14 protein-coding genes are annotated in these 16,094 nt (G+C 42.1%); 12 read left to right on the forward strand and 2 right to left on the reverse strand.

Annotation, left to right across the window (positions count from 1 at the left end; all coding sequences use genetic code 11):
* Positions 1-171: 171 nt before the first annotated feature.
* Positions 172-1,233 carry a DUF3810 domain-containing protein gene (locus tag QZ379_RS00475; protein WP_291556877.1) on the reverse strand — a complete coding sequence of 354 codons (1,062 nt, stop codon included), beginning with the start codon at positions 1,231-1,233 and terminating at the stop codon, positions 172-174.
* 133 nt (positions 1,234-1,366) lie between these two features.
* Between QZ379_RS00475 and QZ379_RS00480 the strand changes: the two genes are divergently transcribed.
* From QZ379_RS00480 to deoC, 8 genes are all read left to right on the forward strand, one after another.
* Positions 1,367-2,599, forward strand: coding sequence for a nucleoside recognition domain-containing protein (locus tag QZ379_RS00480; RefSeq protein WP_291556880.1), 1,233 nt, complete (start codon positions 1,367-1,369; stop codon positions 2,597-2,599).
* A gap of 115 nt (positions 2,600-2,714) precedes the next feature.
* Positions 2,715-3,137 carry an rRNA maturation RNase YbeY gene (gene ybeY / locus QZ379_RS00485; RefSeq protein ID WP_291556883.1) on the forward strand — a complete coding sequence of 141 codons (423 nt, stop codon included), beginning with the start codon at positions 2,715-2,717 and terminating at the stop codon, positions 3,135-3,137.
* Positions 3,138-3,257: 120 nt separating this feature from the next.
* On the forward strand, positions 3,258-5,129 hold the full coding sequence (gene mnmG / locus QZ379_RS00490) for a tRNA uridine-5-carboxymethylaminomethyl(34) synthesis enzyme MnmG (RefSeq protein ID WP_291556886.1): 1,872 nt from the start codon (positions 3,258-3,260) through the stop codon (positions 5,127-5,129).
* Positions 5,130-5,260: 131 nt separating this feature from the next.
* Positions 5,261-5,785 carry an adenine phosphoribosyltransferase gene (locus tag QZ379_RS00495; protein WP_291556889.1) on the forward strand — a complete coding sequence of 175 codons (525 nt, stop codon included), beginning with the start codon at positions 5,261-5,263 and terminating at the stop codon, positions 5,783-5,785.
* 17 nt (positions 5,786-5,802) lie between these two features.
* Complete coding sequence (uvrC, locus tag QZ379_RS00500; protein ID WP_291556892.1) at positions 5,803-7,629, forward strand: excinuclease ABC subunit UvrC; 1,827 nt, start codon at positions 5,803-5,805, stop codon at positions 7,627-7,629.
* 12 nt (positions 7,630-7,641) lie between these two features.
* Complete coding sequence (gene dtd, locus QZ379_RS00505) at positions 7,642-8,094, forward strand: D-aminoacyl-tRNA deacylase (RefSeq protein ID WP_291556895.1); 453 nt, start codon at positions 7,642-7,644, stop codon at positions 8,092-8,094.
* 3 nt (positions 8,095-8,097) lie between these two features.
* Positions 8,098-8,418, forward strand: a complete 321-nt coding sequence (locus tag QZ379_RS00510) for a nucleotide pyrophosphohydrolase (RefSeq protein ID WP_154044736.1) — start codon at positions 8,098-8,100, stop codon at positions 8,416-8,418.
* Between the two features lie 71 nt (positions 8,419-8,489).
* Positions 8,490-9,380, forward strand: a complete 891-nt coding sequence (gene deoC / locus QZ379_RS00515) for a deoxyribose-phosphate aldolase (RefSeq protein WP_291556967.1) — start codon at positions 8,490-8,492, stop codon at positions 9,378-9,380.
* A 47-nt stretch (positions 9,381-9,427) separates the two neighbouring features.
* On the opposite strand, the gene QZ379_RS00520 is transcribed toward deoC, so the two are convergent.
* A complete protein-coding gene (locus tag QZ379_RS00520) occupies positions 9,428-10,402 on the reverse strand; it encodes a polyprenyl synthetase family protein (protein ID WP_291556903.1) in 975 nt (324 codons plus the stop codon).
* 94 nt (positions 10,403-10,496) lie between these two features.
* On the opposite strand from QZ379_RS00520, the gene polA reads away from it, so the two are divergent.
* The 4 genes from polA (at position 10,497) to QZ379_RS00540 (ending at position 16,056) form a co-directional block, all read left to right on the forward strand.
* Positions 10,497-13,280, forward strand: a complete 2,784-nt coding sequence (gene polA / locus QZ379_RS00525) for a DNA polymerase I (RefSeq protein WP_291556905.1) — start codon at positions 10,497-10,499, stop codon at positions 13,278-13,280.
* A gap of 151 nt (positions 13,281-13,431) precedes the next feature.
* A complete protein-coding gene (locus QZ379_RS00530; RefSeq protein WP_291556908.1) occupies positions 13,432-13,818 on the forward strand; it encodes a DUF3836 domain-containing protein in 387 nt (128 codons plus the stop codon).
* A gap of 212 nt (positions 13,819-14,030) precedes the next feature.
* Positions 14,031-15,134, forward strand: a complete 1,104-nt coding sequence (gene ychF / locus QZ379_RS00535; RefSeq protein WP_291556911.1) for a redox-regulated ATPase YchF — start codon at positions 14,031-14,033, stop codon at positions 15,132-15,134.
* A 7-nt stretch (positions 15,135-15,141) separates the two neighbouring features.
* A complete protein-coding gene (locus tag QZ379_RS00540; RefSeq protein WP_291556914.1) occupies positions 15,142-16,056 on the forward strand; it encodes a ketopantoate reductase family protein in 915 nt (304 codons plus the stop codon).
* Positions 16,057-16,094: the final 38 nt, after the last annotated feature.

Raw genomic sequence — 16,094 nt, forward strand, 5'->3', positions numbered from 1 at the left:
TAATATCAAAAAGACAGCCACGCGCAAACATTCTTAATACTTATGTTACATATAGTGCTGTATTACGAATATTTTATTAATAAAATGCTATAAAATAGTATATAATACAGCTATTGACAGGCTTGCGAGAATTAAAAAATCAGAGTCACCACGTACAGATACCCGATTTTTTCAATTCTCAGCAAGCATTTTTATACCTTCATCGGGCAACGACAACAAAAGACCGATAACCTCGGCATAATTTTTCTGTCCGGACGAAATTCTGTTACCCTTCAGATAGAATTCATACATTGCCGACTGAATTTCGCCAAGCAACGGACTATAGAGAGAGGACCAATGCTCGCGCTTCTCCTTATACTGTTTTATCACTTCCGGTCGGACAAAGGAAATCCAGTTTTTATAATCCTCCTCGTTCAACAAACCTCGCGCATTCATCAGCACATATGGAAAGAGACCGAAATAACCACTGTACTTAATCTCTGCATCGGAAGAAAGAAGACAAGTCTGGTATGCCCAAAGGTTTGCTTCCGCCTCGCTGCTTATTCCCAAGAGATGGGAAAGTTCGTGAGCATATGTAAATGGATATTCCAATGGAGTAATCTGCATATTGATATGCGACTCGGCAAAGAACGGTCCCATAAATCCGAGAACTCCGGAACCGGAATAAAGGGAATTGAAAAGCAGTGTCTTTGGATGCTGATACGAACGGGGAGTGGTAAGCCCATAGACATCAGGCACTTTTTTGTAAGATAATTTTATCTCCTCATGAACATGCTCTGCAGATACGGTATCAATATTGCAACAGTATCTGTTCAGACTGTCGGTATATGAATACAGAAAATCTTTAAAACGATGTTCATCGTATTTAGCAGGAGAGACACCGGCTCTTGTGAAAAAACTCTCACGATAATAATTTATTCCCCAACCGATATAAAACCACACGTATATCCATAAAAATATTTCTGCCTCACGCAATAGAACCGTTTTCCATTTCTGTTTTCTGCGTATCCGCCATACAAACGGAAATACTACGACCGACAATATCATCAAAAATATACCTACCTCATCAAGAGAAAACGGCACAACGGATGATAATGCAGAAAGCACATATGACAATGACGGATAAATACTACGTGAATAAAACTCTGCGACACCGACATTCAGCGACGAGAGAATTACAAACAGAAAGAGCAGCAGGAGCAGAGTCCAACGTAAATATTTAAACTTGAACATATATTTTTGAGTTTGTAAGTTTTTAAGTTTGCGAGTTTAAGTAACGGCAAAATTATCTTTTTCTGATTAAAATACTTATTTTTGTAAAAGATTTTTCTAACGGACTTATAACAAAAAAAACTACAAACGATTTATGGTATTGAACTACATCTGGATAGCATTTTTCCTTATCGCATTCGTAGTGGCAGCAGTAAGACTTGTCTTTATGGGCGACACAGGCGTTTTTCCGGCTATCATCAATTCGACTTTTGACTCAGCTAAGACTGCGTTCGACATCTCACTGGGACTGACAGGGGTGTTGTCTTTATGGCTCGGTATTATGAAAATAGGGGAACTTGGGGGAGTGATAAATATGTTCTCAAGGGTACTGAGTCCGCTGTTCACGAAGCTGTTTCCCGATATACCCAAAGGACATCCTGTGACAGGAAGTATATTCATGAATCTTGCAGCCAATATGCTGGGACTGGACAATGCCGCCACTCCGTTAGGACTGAAAGCTATGGAAGGACTTCAGGAGCTGAACACAAAAAAGGACACTGCAAGCAATCCGATGATAATGTTCCTCGTACTGAACACCTCCGGACTTACCATTATTCCGATAAGCATAATGGTTTACAGAGCGCAACTTGGAGCCGCACAGCCTACAGATGTGTTCGTGCCGATACTGCTTGCTACGTTCTTTTCAACCCTGGCAGGCATTATCGCAGTAAGCGTTTATCAGAAAATCAATCTTCTGAACAGAACTATACTGCTGTTTCTTGGTGGAGCCAGCCTGTTCATAGCAGGTATAATATATTTTTTCACCACGCTTTCAAGAGAGATGATTGACGTATATTCCACTACGACTGCAAATGTATTCCTGTTTCTGATTATTATCGGTTTTATTCTTGCAGGAATACGCAAGAAAGTAAATGTTTACGATGCGTTTGTTGAGGGTGCGAAAGAAGGATTTACCACAGCCGTAAGAATCATACCATATCTGGTAGCCATACTTGTAGCGATAGGGGTGTTCCGCGCTTCGGGAAGCATGGATTATATCATCAACGGAGTAGCCACATTGGTCGGCTGGTGCGGAATAGACAGCGAGTTTGTAGCGGCACTGCCTACTGCTATTATGAAGCCATTGAGCGGAAGCGGGGCCCGCGGACTCATGGTTGATGCAATGACAACATACGGTGCAGATTCGTTCGTAGGACGTATGGCTTGTATCTTCCAAGGCTCTACAGATACCACTTTCTATATCCTTGCCGTTTATTTCGGAAGTGTAGGAATAAGCAAGACAAGACATGCTGTTCCTTGCGGATTATTGGCAGACTTGGCAGGAATAATTTCAGCCATATTTATATGCTATTTATTCTTCGGATAAAACGCTTCGTCATTTTAATAAAAACGACGAAGCATTTTGAATGAAATGACGAGGCGTTTTTTTTGAGGCGTTCAGACACGCAAAAAAAAGGATTCTATAAATAAAAAAACGACATATGATAACTTATCAGACAGACGGGGTTGAAATGCCCGACATCAAAAAAAGAGAAACTACAGAATGGATAAAGGCAGTAGCCGCCTCGTACGGTTTGCGCGTGGGAGAGATTGCCTACATCTTCTGCTCGGACGAGAAGATTCTGGAGGTGAACAGACAGTATCTGCAACATGATTATTACACTGACATCATCACTTTCGACTATTGCGAAGGCAAGCGAATATCAGGCGACCTGTTTATCAGCCTTGACACAGTAAGGACGAATGCCGAACAGTTCGGTGCGGAATACGATACGGAACTGAACCGCGTTATTATCCACGGAATCCTGCACCTGTGCGGAATAAACGACAAGGGACCGGGAGAAAGAGAGATAATGGAAGCGGCCGAGAACAAGGCACTGGATATGCTTAAGGAAATGAAATAATTAGAACGAAAACAGGTAGGGCGAGAAATTCTCGCCCTACTTTGTTAAATGATATTTGCAAGGGGAAAAACAACGATAATTTTCACTAATTTTGCAACCAGTAACAAACATCATAATTCAATGGAATTTAAGTACGACGTTATTGTAATCGGTGCCGGTCATGCAGGTTGTGAAGCTGCTGCGGCAGCAGCCAATCTTGGGTCCAAGACATGTCTGATAACAATGGACATGAACAAGATTGCACAGATGAGCTGCAACCCTGCGGTAGGTGGTATTGCAAAGGGACAGATAGTAAGAGAGATTGACGCTTTGGGCGGATACATGGGATTGGTGACAGACAAGACTGCCATACAGTTCCGCATGCTGAACCGCTCGAAAGGTCCTGCCATGTGGAGCCCTCGCGCGCAGTGCGACAGAGGCAAATTCATATGGGCATGGAGAGAGATTCTTGAGAACATTCCTAACCTGCATATATGGCAGGACACAGTGGAAGAACTTATAATCGAGAACGGGGAAGTTAAAGGACTGACCACTTGCTGGGGTGTGACATTCTATGCCAAATGTATTGTTCTCACAGCGGGTACGTTCCTCAACGGACTTATGCACATAGGACGCAAGATGCTCGCCGGAGGACGTTGCGCAGAGCCTGCCTCTTATCATCTTACTGAGTCTATAACCAGACATGGCATCACTGCCGGAAGAATGAAAACAGGTACACCGGTGAGAATAGACGCAAGAAGCGTACACTTCGACCTGATGGAAACTCAGGACGGCGAGAATGATTTCCACAGATTTTCATTCATAAGCGAGCCAAGACAGCTTAAACAACTTCAATGCTGGACTTGTCTTACTAACGAAGAGGTTCATGCCACACTGAGAAACGGACTGGCGGACTCCCCTCTTTACAACGGACAAATCCAGAGTATCGGCCCTCGCTACTGCCCGAGTATAGAAACGAAAATAGTAACTTTCCCGGACAAACCGCAACACCAGCTTTTCCTGGAACCGGAAGGAGAAACTACCCAGGAACTCTACCTCAACGGGTTCTCCTCTTCCCTACCTATGGAAATCCAGTTTGAGGCCCTGAAGAAGATTCCTTGCTTCAAGGATGTAGTGCTTTACCGCTCGGGATATGCAATAGAATACGACTACTTCGACCCTACCCAACTCAAGCATACGCTCGAATCAAAAATCGTCAAGAACCTGTTCTTTGCAGGTCAGGTGAACGGTACTACCGGTTACGAGGAAGCAGGCGGTCAGGGTATCATTGCAGGTATAAACGCTCATATCAACTGTCATGGCGGAGAGCCTTTCGTATTGGGAAGAGACGAAGCTTATATCGGCGTACTGATAGACGACCTTGTGACAAAAGGTGTGGACGAACCATACCGTATGTTTACTTCAAGAGCCGAATACAGAATCTTGCTGAGACAGGATGATGCCGACTTCAGACTTACAGAAAAAGCTTATAAGCTCGGACTTGCAAAACAGGATAGATACGGCATCCTCTGTAAGAAGCGTGAAGAGATAGAGAAGATAGTGGAATTCACCAAGACCTACTCTATCAAGGCCGACAAGATAAACGATGGTCTGGAAGCGTTAGGAACTGCAAGACTGGCTCACGGATGTAAGCTAATAGACCTGATAAGCCGCCCACAGATTACGATAGAAAATATCGCACCTCTTGTGCCGGCATTCAAGGCTGTACTCGACAGAATAGAAGACCGCAAGGAAGATATTATCGAGGCTGCCGAAGTACAGATAAAATACAAGGGATACATCGACCGTGAGAGAATGATAGCCGACAAGATACACCGTCTGGAATCAATCAAGATAAAAGGCAAGTTCGACTATGATACTCTCCAGTCACTGTCAACCGAGGCAAGACAGAAGCTAAAGAAGATAGACCCTGAAACATTGGCACAGGCAAGCCGAATACCGGGTATTTCCCCTAGCGACATCAATGTATTACTAGTACTAATGGGACGATAAAAGCTATGTTTCACGTGAAACAATTTATTTAAGGAACACCCATAAAGCATTGAAAATAAAGGAAAACGCCTTAAGGCATAAAGCGTGGTTAACGTAAAACTTTAAGGCATGAACAAATAAAACCCAAATCAATGAACAAAGAAACTTTAAGAAAGAACCTTCGTGAGATTCCTGATTTCCCAAAACCGGGAATACTGTTCTACGACGTTACTACCCTATTCAAAAACAGCGAGTGCCTTAGCGGTCTGATAGACGAACTGTACGAGATGTACAAGGATAAAGGCATCACTAAAGTGATAGGCATAGAGTCAAGAGGATTTATCCTTGGCGGTGCCTTGGCTGCAAGACTTGGTGCCGGATTTATCATGGCCCGCAAACCGGGAAAACTTCCTGCAGAGGTTATAGAAGAGACTTACGAAAAGGAGTACGGAACTGATACTATCCAGCTTCACAAGGATGCCATCAGCGAAGACGATGTGGTACTGCTTCACGATGACCTTCTTGCTACAGGTGGAACCATGGCTGCCACACACAGACTGGTAAAGAAAGCCGGAGCAAAAGAAACATACATCAACTTCGTTATAGAGCTGAAAGACCTTAACGGAAGAAAGGCCTTCCCTTCTGATGTTGATGTTACAACGATACTTGAACTCTAAATCATTTTTCAGCAATAATGGATTCGAAAGAGGAACTTAAAACGAGCGACTATCTTAGGGGAATTGTCCTGAACCTGCCGGACAGTCCGGGGATTTATCAATACCTGAATACGGAAGGTACCATCATTTATGTGGGCAAGGCAAAGAATCTTAAGAGGCGTGTATATTCGTATTTTGCCAAGGAACACCAATCTGCAAAGACAAGGATTCTGGTAAGCAAGATTGCGGATATAAAATACATCGTGGTAAATTCTGAAGAGGATGCATTACTGCTGGAAAATAACCTTATCAAGAAATACAAGCCACGATACAACGTTCTGCTTAAAGACGACAAGAGTTACCCTTCCATCTGTATCAGCAACGAGTATTTTCCACGTGTTTTCAAGACACGGAAGATAATCAGAAAAGAAGGTACATACTTCGGTCCGTACAGTCATGTTCCTTCGATGATGGCCGTATTGGAACTGATAAAGAAGCTATACAATCTGCGCACCTGTCATCTGGCTCTTACGCCGGAAAACATATCGCAGGGTAAGTTCAAGGTTTGCCTGGAATATCATATCAAGAATTGCAAAGGACCATGCATAGGACTTCAAAGCCATGAAGAATACATGAAGCAGATAGCAGAGATAAAAGAGATTCTGAAAGGCAATACGCGAATCATAAGCGATAAGCTGATGGACGAGATGCAGAAGCTGGCAAGCGAACTTAAGTTTGAAGAGGCTCATAAGATAAAGCTGAAATACGACCTTGTGGAAAGCTACAGATCGAAGAGCGAGGTGGTAAGTTCTGTGCTGCATAATATTGATGTATTCTCTATAGAAACCGACGAGGGTGTGGCATATATCAACTATCTGCACATCACGAACGGATGTATCAACCAGGCCTTCACATTCGAATATAAAGTGCGGATGAACGAAACGAAAGAGGAGCTTCTGCAGTTGGGTATTGTGGAAATGCGCGAAAGATACCAGAGCAAATCGAAGGAAATAATCGTTCCGTTCGAACTGGATATGGAGATGAATGGTGTAACATTCACAGTACCGCAGAGAGGTGACAAAAAGCATCTTCTAGAACTGTCCATACTAAACGTAAAACAGTATAAGGTAGACCGCCTGAAACAGGCAGAAAAGCTTAATCCGGAACAAAGAAGCGTAAGACTAATGAAGGAAATCCAGGAGCAGCTTCATCTGGAGAAAATGCCTGTCCACATAGAATGTTTCGACAATTCGAACATTCAGGGGTCGGATGCAGTAGCCGCCTGCGTGGTTTTCAAGAAAGCAAAACCAAGCAAAAAGGACTACAGAAAATACATAATAAAGACTGTGGAAGGACCGGACGATTACGCTTCAATGCAGGAGGTGGTCAGACGAAGATACACACGTATATTGGACGAGCAGGGAGAATTACCGGACGTTATTCTAACAGATGGCGGTAAAGGCCAGATGGAAGTTGTAAGACAAGTGATAGAAGACGAACTTCACCTGAATATACCAATCGTTGGACTGGCAAAAGACAACCGCCACAGGACATCTGAAGTACTTGCAGGATTTCCACCTCAGACCATAGGAATAAAACAGGGAACTCCCCTATTCCATCTGCTTGAAAACATCCAGGACGAGGTACACAGGTTTGCCATCACCTTCCATCGCGACAAGAGAAGCAAGAGCCAGATAGCATCTGCACTTGATAATATCAAGGGTATCGGAGAGAAAAAGAAAACGGCGCTTCTGAAGGCTTTTAAGAGCGTCAGGCGAATAAAGGAAGCCAGCATAGAGGAATTATCCAAAGTAGTAGGAGAAGCCTCAGCTAAGGCCGTAAAAGAGGAATTAAACAAGGAATAATTTTATCAGAATATGAGACTAGTTATACAGAGAGTAAGCTATGCATCCGTAACCATAAACGGTGTGTGCAAATCGGCAATAAAGGAAGGTTTCATGATACTTGTAGGTATAGAGGAAGCTGACACGAAAGAGGATGCCGACTGGCTGTGCAAAAAGGTTATCGGACTGAGAGTGTTCGACGATGAGAACGGAGTGATGAACAAATCTATCATGGACATAAACGGTGAGATTCTAATCGTAAGCCAATTCACCCTGATGGCTTCTACTAAAAAAGGAAACAGACCGTCGTACATAAGAGCTGCCGGACATGAGACCGCTATCCCACTCTATGAATACTTCTGCTGCGAAGTAAGCAAGGCATTGGGTAAAGAAGTTGGCACAGGTGAATTCGGGGCAGACATGAAAGTAGAGCTGCTTAACAACGGTCCTGTTACAATATGGATAGATTCAAAAAATAAGGAATAGTTTATGACACTTGATGAAGCCCAGAAAACAGTTGACAACTGGATAAAGGAATACGGAGTGAGATACTTCAGCGAGCTTACCAATATGGCGGTTCTTACCGAAGAGGTTGGAGAACTGGCCAGAGTGATGTCAAGAAAATACGGCGACCAGTCGTTCAAAGAAGGCGAAAACCAGGATCCGGCAGACGAAATGGCCGATGTATTATGGGTACTGCTCTGCCTGGCAAACCAGACAGGCGTGAACCTTACTGAAGCATTCAAGAAGAACATCGAAAAGAAAACTTCCAGAGATAAAGACAGACATAAAAACAATCCAAAACTATAATGCTTATGAGTTACAACGAAGAAAACATCTACGATTTTGAACAGGAACATGACCACGAGCATGAACATGAGATGCCTACAAGCGATAAATATACAGAGGCACTGAACAAGTATAACACCGCCATAAAGGACGATGAAATAACATACGCTACGGATAATATTCTGAATAAATATCTTCATGAGAACAATACAAAAGATGTAAAGAAATTTTTATTAAACAGCGTAGACCTTACAAGTCTGAAATGTACAGACAGCGAAGAAAGCATACTTAAATTCACAGAGAAAGTTAATGAGTTTGTTGACAAATATCCTGACCTGAAAAACGTAGCCGCCATCTGTGTCTACCCTAATATGGCAGAAATCGTGAACGATGCTCTTGAAGCGGACGACGTCAAGATAGCATGCGTTTCAGGAGGCTTCCCGTCATCACAGACATTCACTGAAGTTAAAGTAGCTGAAACAGCCATGGCAATACATGCAGGTGCCGACGAGATAGACATCGTAATGCCTGTAGGCAAATTCCTTAGCGGAGATTATGAAGGGATGTGCGATGAGATAGAGGAGCTGAAGGCTGTATGCGGAGAAAAGACACTGAAAGTCATTCTTGAAACAGGTGTATTGGGAAGTGCTTCAAACATAAAGAAGGCTGCCATTCTGACTATGTATGCCGGTGCGGATTTCATCAAGACTTCTACCGGAAAAGAAAGCGTAGGAGCAACTTCGGAAGCGGCTTTCGTAATGTGTAAGGCTATTAAGGAATACTTCCTCGAAACAGGCATTAAAATAGGTTTTAAGGCTGCCGGAGGAATAAACACTGTGGAAGATGCACTGAAGTATTACACTATAGCAAAAGAGGTGTTAGGTGAAGAATGGCTGAACGAAGGACTGTTCCGAATCGGTACAAGCCGCATTGCAAATCTTCTGCTTTCTGAAATTCAAGGAGAGGATATCAAGTTGTTCTAACCTTGATATACGGGCATTAAAAAAGGACGGGTGACCGTCCTTTTTTATTATTTTTTCCTGTCTATTACATAATCTATATAAGCCGTCAGAGCATCTCTGATATCTTGCGGCATATACTCCGGCAATACGGATAGAGCCTTGTCGCGATAATCGCGCATTACCTTTTCAGCATACTCTATCCCACCCTCTTTTTTTACCGTTTCAACAAAAGAGCCTATTTCATCCTTCGTAGCCTCCATTCCTCTGATTCGTAATGCAACATCATTGAGAGCCTTATCTTTCATCTTATTCAGGACGTATATAGCAGGGAGAGTCAGTTTACCTTCAGCCATATCATTTCCGGTAGGTTTTCCTATGGCATCGTCGTCATAATAATCGAATATGTCATCCTTTATCTGGAAGGCTATACCGAGCATCTCTCCAAAAGCAGCTGCGCTTTTCGCGTCTTTTTCAGAAGCACCTACAGCTACCGCTCCACATTCTGCAGCAGCAGTAAACAATGCAGCGGTTTTTCTGCGTATAACATTGAAATAATCATCTTCAGAAAATTGTTTGTTTGACAAGTTGGCGAGCTGAATAACCTCACCCAACGAAAGCTCCTGACCGAGATTGGAAACTAATTCCACAAGCTTGATGTTTCCTGTCAAGGATGCATGTTTCAGACAGGTTGCCAGGATATAATCACCTACCAACACAGACAGTTTGTTATTGTAAACAGCATTTACAGACTGCTGTCCTCTTCGCTCACTGCTTTCGTCCACCACATCATCGTGAACCAGACTCGCTGTATGAAGAAGTTCAAGCGACAGAGCAACGTGTCTTACAGAATCATCAATTATACCATATGTCTTGGCTATAAGCATAACCAATATGGGCCTCATCATCTTTCCACTTCTATTCTTTATATATGAAAGAACATTGTCAAGAAGTGGATTGTCACTTTTCAATGATGATATAAATAGCTCTCTGAAAGCTTCTAATTCATGTATAATAGGCTGTTTTATAATATCTACTCTGTCCATCGGGAATAAATTAGTGTACAAAAGTAATAATAAAACGGGGAATATGGTATTTTTTTGTACTTTTACATGAAATTTCATTATTAATTCACACTATATGGATAAACTTTTTCTACTCGATGCTTATGCATTAATCTACCGTGCTTATTATGCATTAATCAAAAGCCCAAGAATCAACTCAAAAGGCTTCAACACATCTGCTATATTAGGTTTTGTAAATACACTTGAAGATGTGCTGAAAAAAGAATCGCCTACCCATATAGGTGTGGCATTCGACCCTTCAGGCCCGACATTCAGACACGAGGCATATAAGGAATACAAAGCCCAGAGAGAAGAAACGCCTGAGGCTATCAGACAGTCTGTACCTATTATAAAGGATATTATCAGAGCCTACAGGATTCCTATCCTTGAAGTTCCGGGATATGAAGCTGACGATGTTATCGGAACACTTGCCACTGAAGCCGGGAAGAGAGGCATCACTACTTATATGATGACTCCTGACAAAGACTATGGCCAGTTGGTGAGCGAGAATGTATTCATGTACAGACCAAAGTATGGCGACAAGGAATTCGACATAATGGGTATAGAGGAAGTAAAGGCCAAATTCAATATAGAATCTACCAGTCAGGTAATCGATATGTTAGGACTTATGGGCGACTCGTCAGATAATATACCGGGATGTCCGGGAGTCGGAGAGAAAACAGCACAAAAACTTATTTCGGAATTCGGAAGTATCGAAAATCTGCTTGAACATACAGACCAGTTGAAAGGAGCGATAAAGACAAAGGTAGAATCGAATGTCGAAAAGATAAAATTTTCCAAATTCCTCGCCACTATAAAAATTGATGTTCCCGTAGAACTTGACATGGACTCACTGAAACGTGAAACTCCGGATGAAGAAAAACTAAGAAGCATTTTTGAAGAACTGGAGTTCCGTTCCTTGCTTGACAGAGTTTTCAAGAATGAGAAGAAAACATCAGCCAAACCAGTACAGGAAAAGCAGCCTCTTCAAGGCGATCTCTTTGGATTTTTTGCTGATGATAATACAGTTGAACAGAAAAATTCAAATCTCAGAAGGCTTGAAGACATCAGCTACGACTATCAACTGATTGATACAGAGGAGAAAATAGATGATTTTTTAAGAATAATCCTTACAAAGAATATTCTCAGTTTAGATACAGAGACGACTGACACCGATGCAATGAGTGCAGAACTGGTGGGAATGAGCTTCAGTTACGAAGAAAACAGTGCTTTTTACGTTCCTGTACCGAAAGACAGAGAAGAAGCACAAAAGTTGGTAGACAAATTCAAGCCTGTCTTTGAAAATGAAAATTCTCTAAAGGTTGGCCAGAACATAAAATATGATATGATGGTTCTTGGCAACTATGGTATCACTATAAAAGGAAAAATGTTCGATACCATGATTGCACACTATGTGTTGCAGCCTGAACTGCATCATGGCATGGACTATCTGGCAGAAGTGTACCTGAAATATGATACCATAAAAATAGAAGAGCTGATTGGTGCCAAGGGAAAGAATCAGCGTAACATGCGCGACCTCTCTCCTACTGATATATATAAATACGCGTGCGAGGATGCAGACGTAACTCTCAAACTGAAGAATATTCTTGAAAAGGAACTTGAAACCAACGGAGTAAAGGAACTGTTTGAAGAAATAGAAATGCCTTTGGTTCCGGTACTTGCTTATATCGAAAGAAACGGAGTAAGAATAGACACCGAAGCACTTAAGGAAACCTCGAAGCATTTCACCATTAGAATGCGCGAAATAGAAGAAGAAATTTACAAGCTTGCCGGAATGGAATTCAACGTGTCTTCACCAAAGCAGGTCGGTGAGGTACTCTTCGACAGACTGAAGATTGTAGAAAAGGCAAAGAAAACCAAAACAGGCCAGTATGTAACATCAGAGGAGGTTCTTGAAAGTCTGAAAGGCAAACATCAGATAGTGGAAAAGATTCTTGACTATCGAGGATTGAAGAAACTCCTAAGTACATACATTGATGCCCTGCCTGAGCTTATCAATCCGAAGACCGGAAGAATACACACATCTTTCAATCAGACTGTAACGGCTACAGGACGATTAAGCTCAAGCAATCCTAACCTGCAGAATATCCCTATTAGGGATGATGACGGAAAGGAGATAAGAAAAGCATTCATCCCGGACGACGGTTGCGAGTTCTTCTCTGCCGACTATTCACAGATAGAGCTTAGAATAATGGCACACCTGAGTGAAGATGAGAACATGATTGAGGCATTCAGGGAGGAGCAGGATATCCATGCTGCTACTGCTGCAAAGATATATAAGGTAAACATCGAAGATGTGACCAGAGAGCAGCGAAGCAAGGCCAAGACTGCAAACTTCGGTATTATATATGGTATATCTGTCTTCGGTCTTGCCGAACGACTGAATGTAGAGCGTAAGGAAGCAAAAGAACTTATCGATGGATATTTCGAAAACTATCCTAAAGTTAAGGCCTATATGGAAGAGAGTGTGCGTTCTGCAAGGGATAAAGGTTACATAGAGACAATATTCAAGCGCAAAAGGTATCTTCCTGACATAAATTCAAGAAATGCCGTTGTAAGAGGATATGCCGAACGAAATGCAATCAATGCACCTATTCAGGGTAGTGCGGCCGATATAATAAAGGTAGCTATGGTGAGAATATACAAAAGATTCATGGACGAGGGCATCAAGTCGAAAATGATACTCCAGGTACACGACGAACTCAATTTCAGCGTATTGAGAGAAGAAAAAGAAAAAGTACAGCAAATTGTGATGTCGGAAATGGAGGCTGCTTACAAAATGAAAGTACCTTTGCTTGCAGACTGTGGTTGGGGTCAAAATTGGCTTGAAGCACATTAATGTGATTAAATTGTAAACTAAAGTTAAATAGCTAACATTTTGCTAATTTCAAGCTAAATTTTTGGGTAAACTATACAAGATATAGAAATAACATCTATATTTGCATCGTAATCAAAAACAAATTGTAAGTTAAACCTAAAATATTAAAAATATGAAAGCTATGAATTTTATCAAAACCTTGTTAGTAATTGTAACAGTTTTTATTGCTAATGCTACTATCTCAGCTGCCAAGTTGAATAACAACCTGATTTACAATGCTGAAGAAGTTAACGGAGTGAAAGTTGCAGAAACTGTCTATAAGATGGACAACAATCTGCTTACTAAATATATGAAATACAATTATAAGTATGATGCAAACAACCAGATGACTGAAAATATGTCACAGAAATGGAATGCAGAAGACAACTGTTGGGTAAACGACCTGAAAATCTGCTATACATACGACAGCAAGAGCGTCACAACAGAATATTACAAATGGAACAGCAAAAAGGGCGCATTCATCCTTATTCCTGACATGACAGTTACAATGGATAAGTAAAATAGAAAGAATAGCTGACAAAAAATAAAATAAATCTCTCTTTCATAGAGGCAATCCGGTTTCGGATTGCCTCTTTTTTTGTGCTATTATGGTTATGAACTGAAATAAATAACTGCTTTAAATTCTGAAAGTTTCACATACTTGCGAAACTTGAATAAAATAAGTACCTTTGCAAAGTTTTAAATCTAAAAATAAAAAACTTATATATATTTATGGCACTACAATGCGGTATTGTCGGATTGCCAAACGTAGGTAAATCGACACTTTTCAATTGCTTATCTAATGCAAAGGCTCAGGCAGCCAATTTCCCTTTCTGTACTATCGAACCTAACGTAGGTGTTATCACTGTTCCGGACGAACGTCTGAACAAACTGGCAGAACTTATAAATCCTCAGCGTATCGTTCCAACAACCGTTGAAATCGTTGATATTGCCGGACTTGTAAAAGGAGCCAGCAAAGGTGAAGGATTAGGAAACAAGTTCCTTGCAAACATACGTGAGACTGACGCTATCATTCACGTTTTGCGTTGCTTCGATGACGAAAACGTAACTCACGTAGACGGAAGTGTAGACCCTGTACGCGATAAGGAAATCATAGATACAGAACTTCAGCTGAAAGACCTTGAAACTATTGAAAGCCGCATACAGAAAGTCCAGAAACAGGCACAAACAGGCGGTGACAAGGTTGCCAAACAGACTTACGAAGTACTTGTACAATACAAGGAAGCTCTTGAACAGGGAAAATCAGCACGTACAGTACAGTTTGAAACAAAAGACGAACAGAAGATAGCAAGAGAACTGTTCCTGATAACAAGCAAGCCTGTACTATATGTATGCAACGTAGACGAAGCAAGTGCTGTGAACGGCAACAAATACGTTGAACAGGTACGCGAGGCTGTAAAAAACGAAAACGCAGAAATCCTTATCGTAGCAGCAAAAACTGAGGCAGATATCGCCGAACTTGAAACTTACGAAGACCGTCAGATGTTCCTTCATGAAGTGGGTCTGGAAGAATCTGGTGTGACACGCCTTATCAAAGCTGCCTACAAGCTGCTTGATCTTGAAACATATATCACAGCCGGAGTACAGGAAGTAAGAGCCTGGACATACCGCAAGGGATGGAAAGCTCCACAGTGCGCAGGTGTAATCCACACAGACTTTGAGAAAGGCTTTATCCGTGCCGAAGTAATCAAGTATGAAGATTATATCAAGTACGGCTCGGAAACAGCTGTAAAAGAAGCCGGCAAGATGAGTGTGGAAGGTAAGGACTATGTGGTTCAGGATGGCGACATCATGCACTTCAGATTCAATGTGTAATTACGATATGCAAAAGAAATATCTAATCATAGGAACCGGCGGCGTTGGAGGCAGCATCGCCGGTTTTTTGGCATTAAACGGTGAGGATGTCACCTGCATAGCACGCGGTGCACATCTTGAAGCAATCCGCAAGAACGGTTTGCACCTGAAATCCGACCTTAAGGGAGAACACTTTCTGAACGTGAAAGCCTGTACATCAGAGGAATACAATGACAAGGCCGACGTTATCTTCGTATGCGTTAAGGGATATTCCATAGACTCTATAAAAGACGTCCTCGAACGCGCTTCCACTCCGGACACACTTGTCGTTCCGATACTTAATGTTTATGGCACAGGTCCGAGAATAGGCCGCCTTGCTCCATCGGTGAAAGTCCTCGACGGATGTATCTACATAGTAGGTTTCGTATCGGGTGAAGGTGAGATTACTCAGATGGGAAAGATTTTCCGCCTCGTGTTCGGTGCCCGTCCTGAACAGGGAGTTGTCACAGAAAGGTTGGAAGAAATAGCCGATACTCTGCGTAAATGTGGTATCAAAGTCGATGTTTCGGACGATATCAACCGCGACACATTCATCAAATGGGCATTCATATCTGCCATGGCCTGTACCGGTGCTTACCATGATGTACCTATGGGTGAAGTGCAGCACGAAGGAGAGGTACGCGACACATTCATAGGACTGTCTACAGAGAGTGCCGAGATAGGCCGTCGCCTCGGTGTAGTCTTCCCTGAAGACCCTGTGGAGTACAATCTGAAGGTAATAGACAAGCTTGACCCTCACAGCACAGCCTCGATGCAGAAGGATATCGCAAGAGGACATCAGTCGGAGATACAGGGAATGCTGTTCGATATGATAGAGCTTGGCGAAAAACTTGGAGTAAACCTCGATACATATCATAAGGTAGCCAAAAAGTTCATAAAATAAGTATAGTCAGGCATATACGGATAAACATCTTTACTATG

The sequence above is a fragment of the Bacteroides sp. genome (genome assembly GCF_019417265.1).
In the GTDB taxonomy this organism is placed as follows: Bacteria; Bacteroidota; Bacteroidia; order Bacteroidales; family Bacteroidaceae; genus Phocaeicola.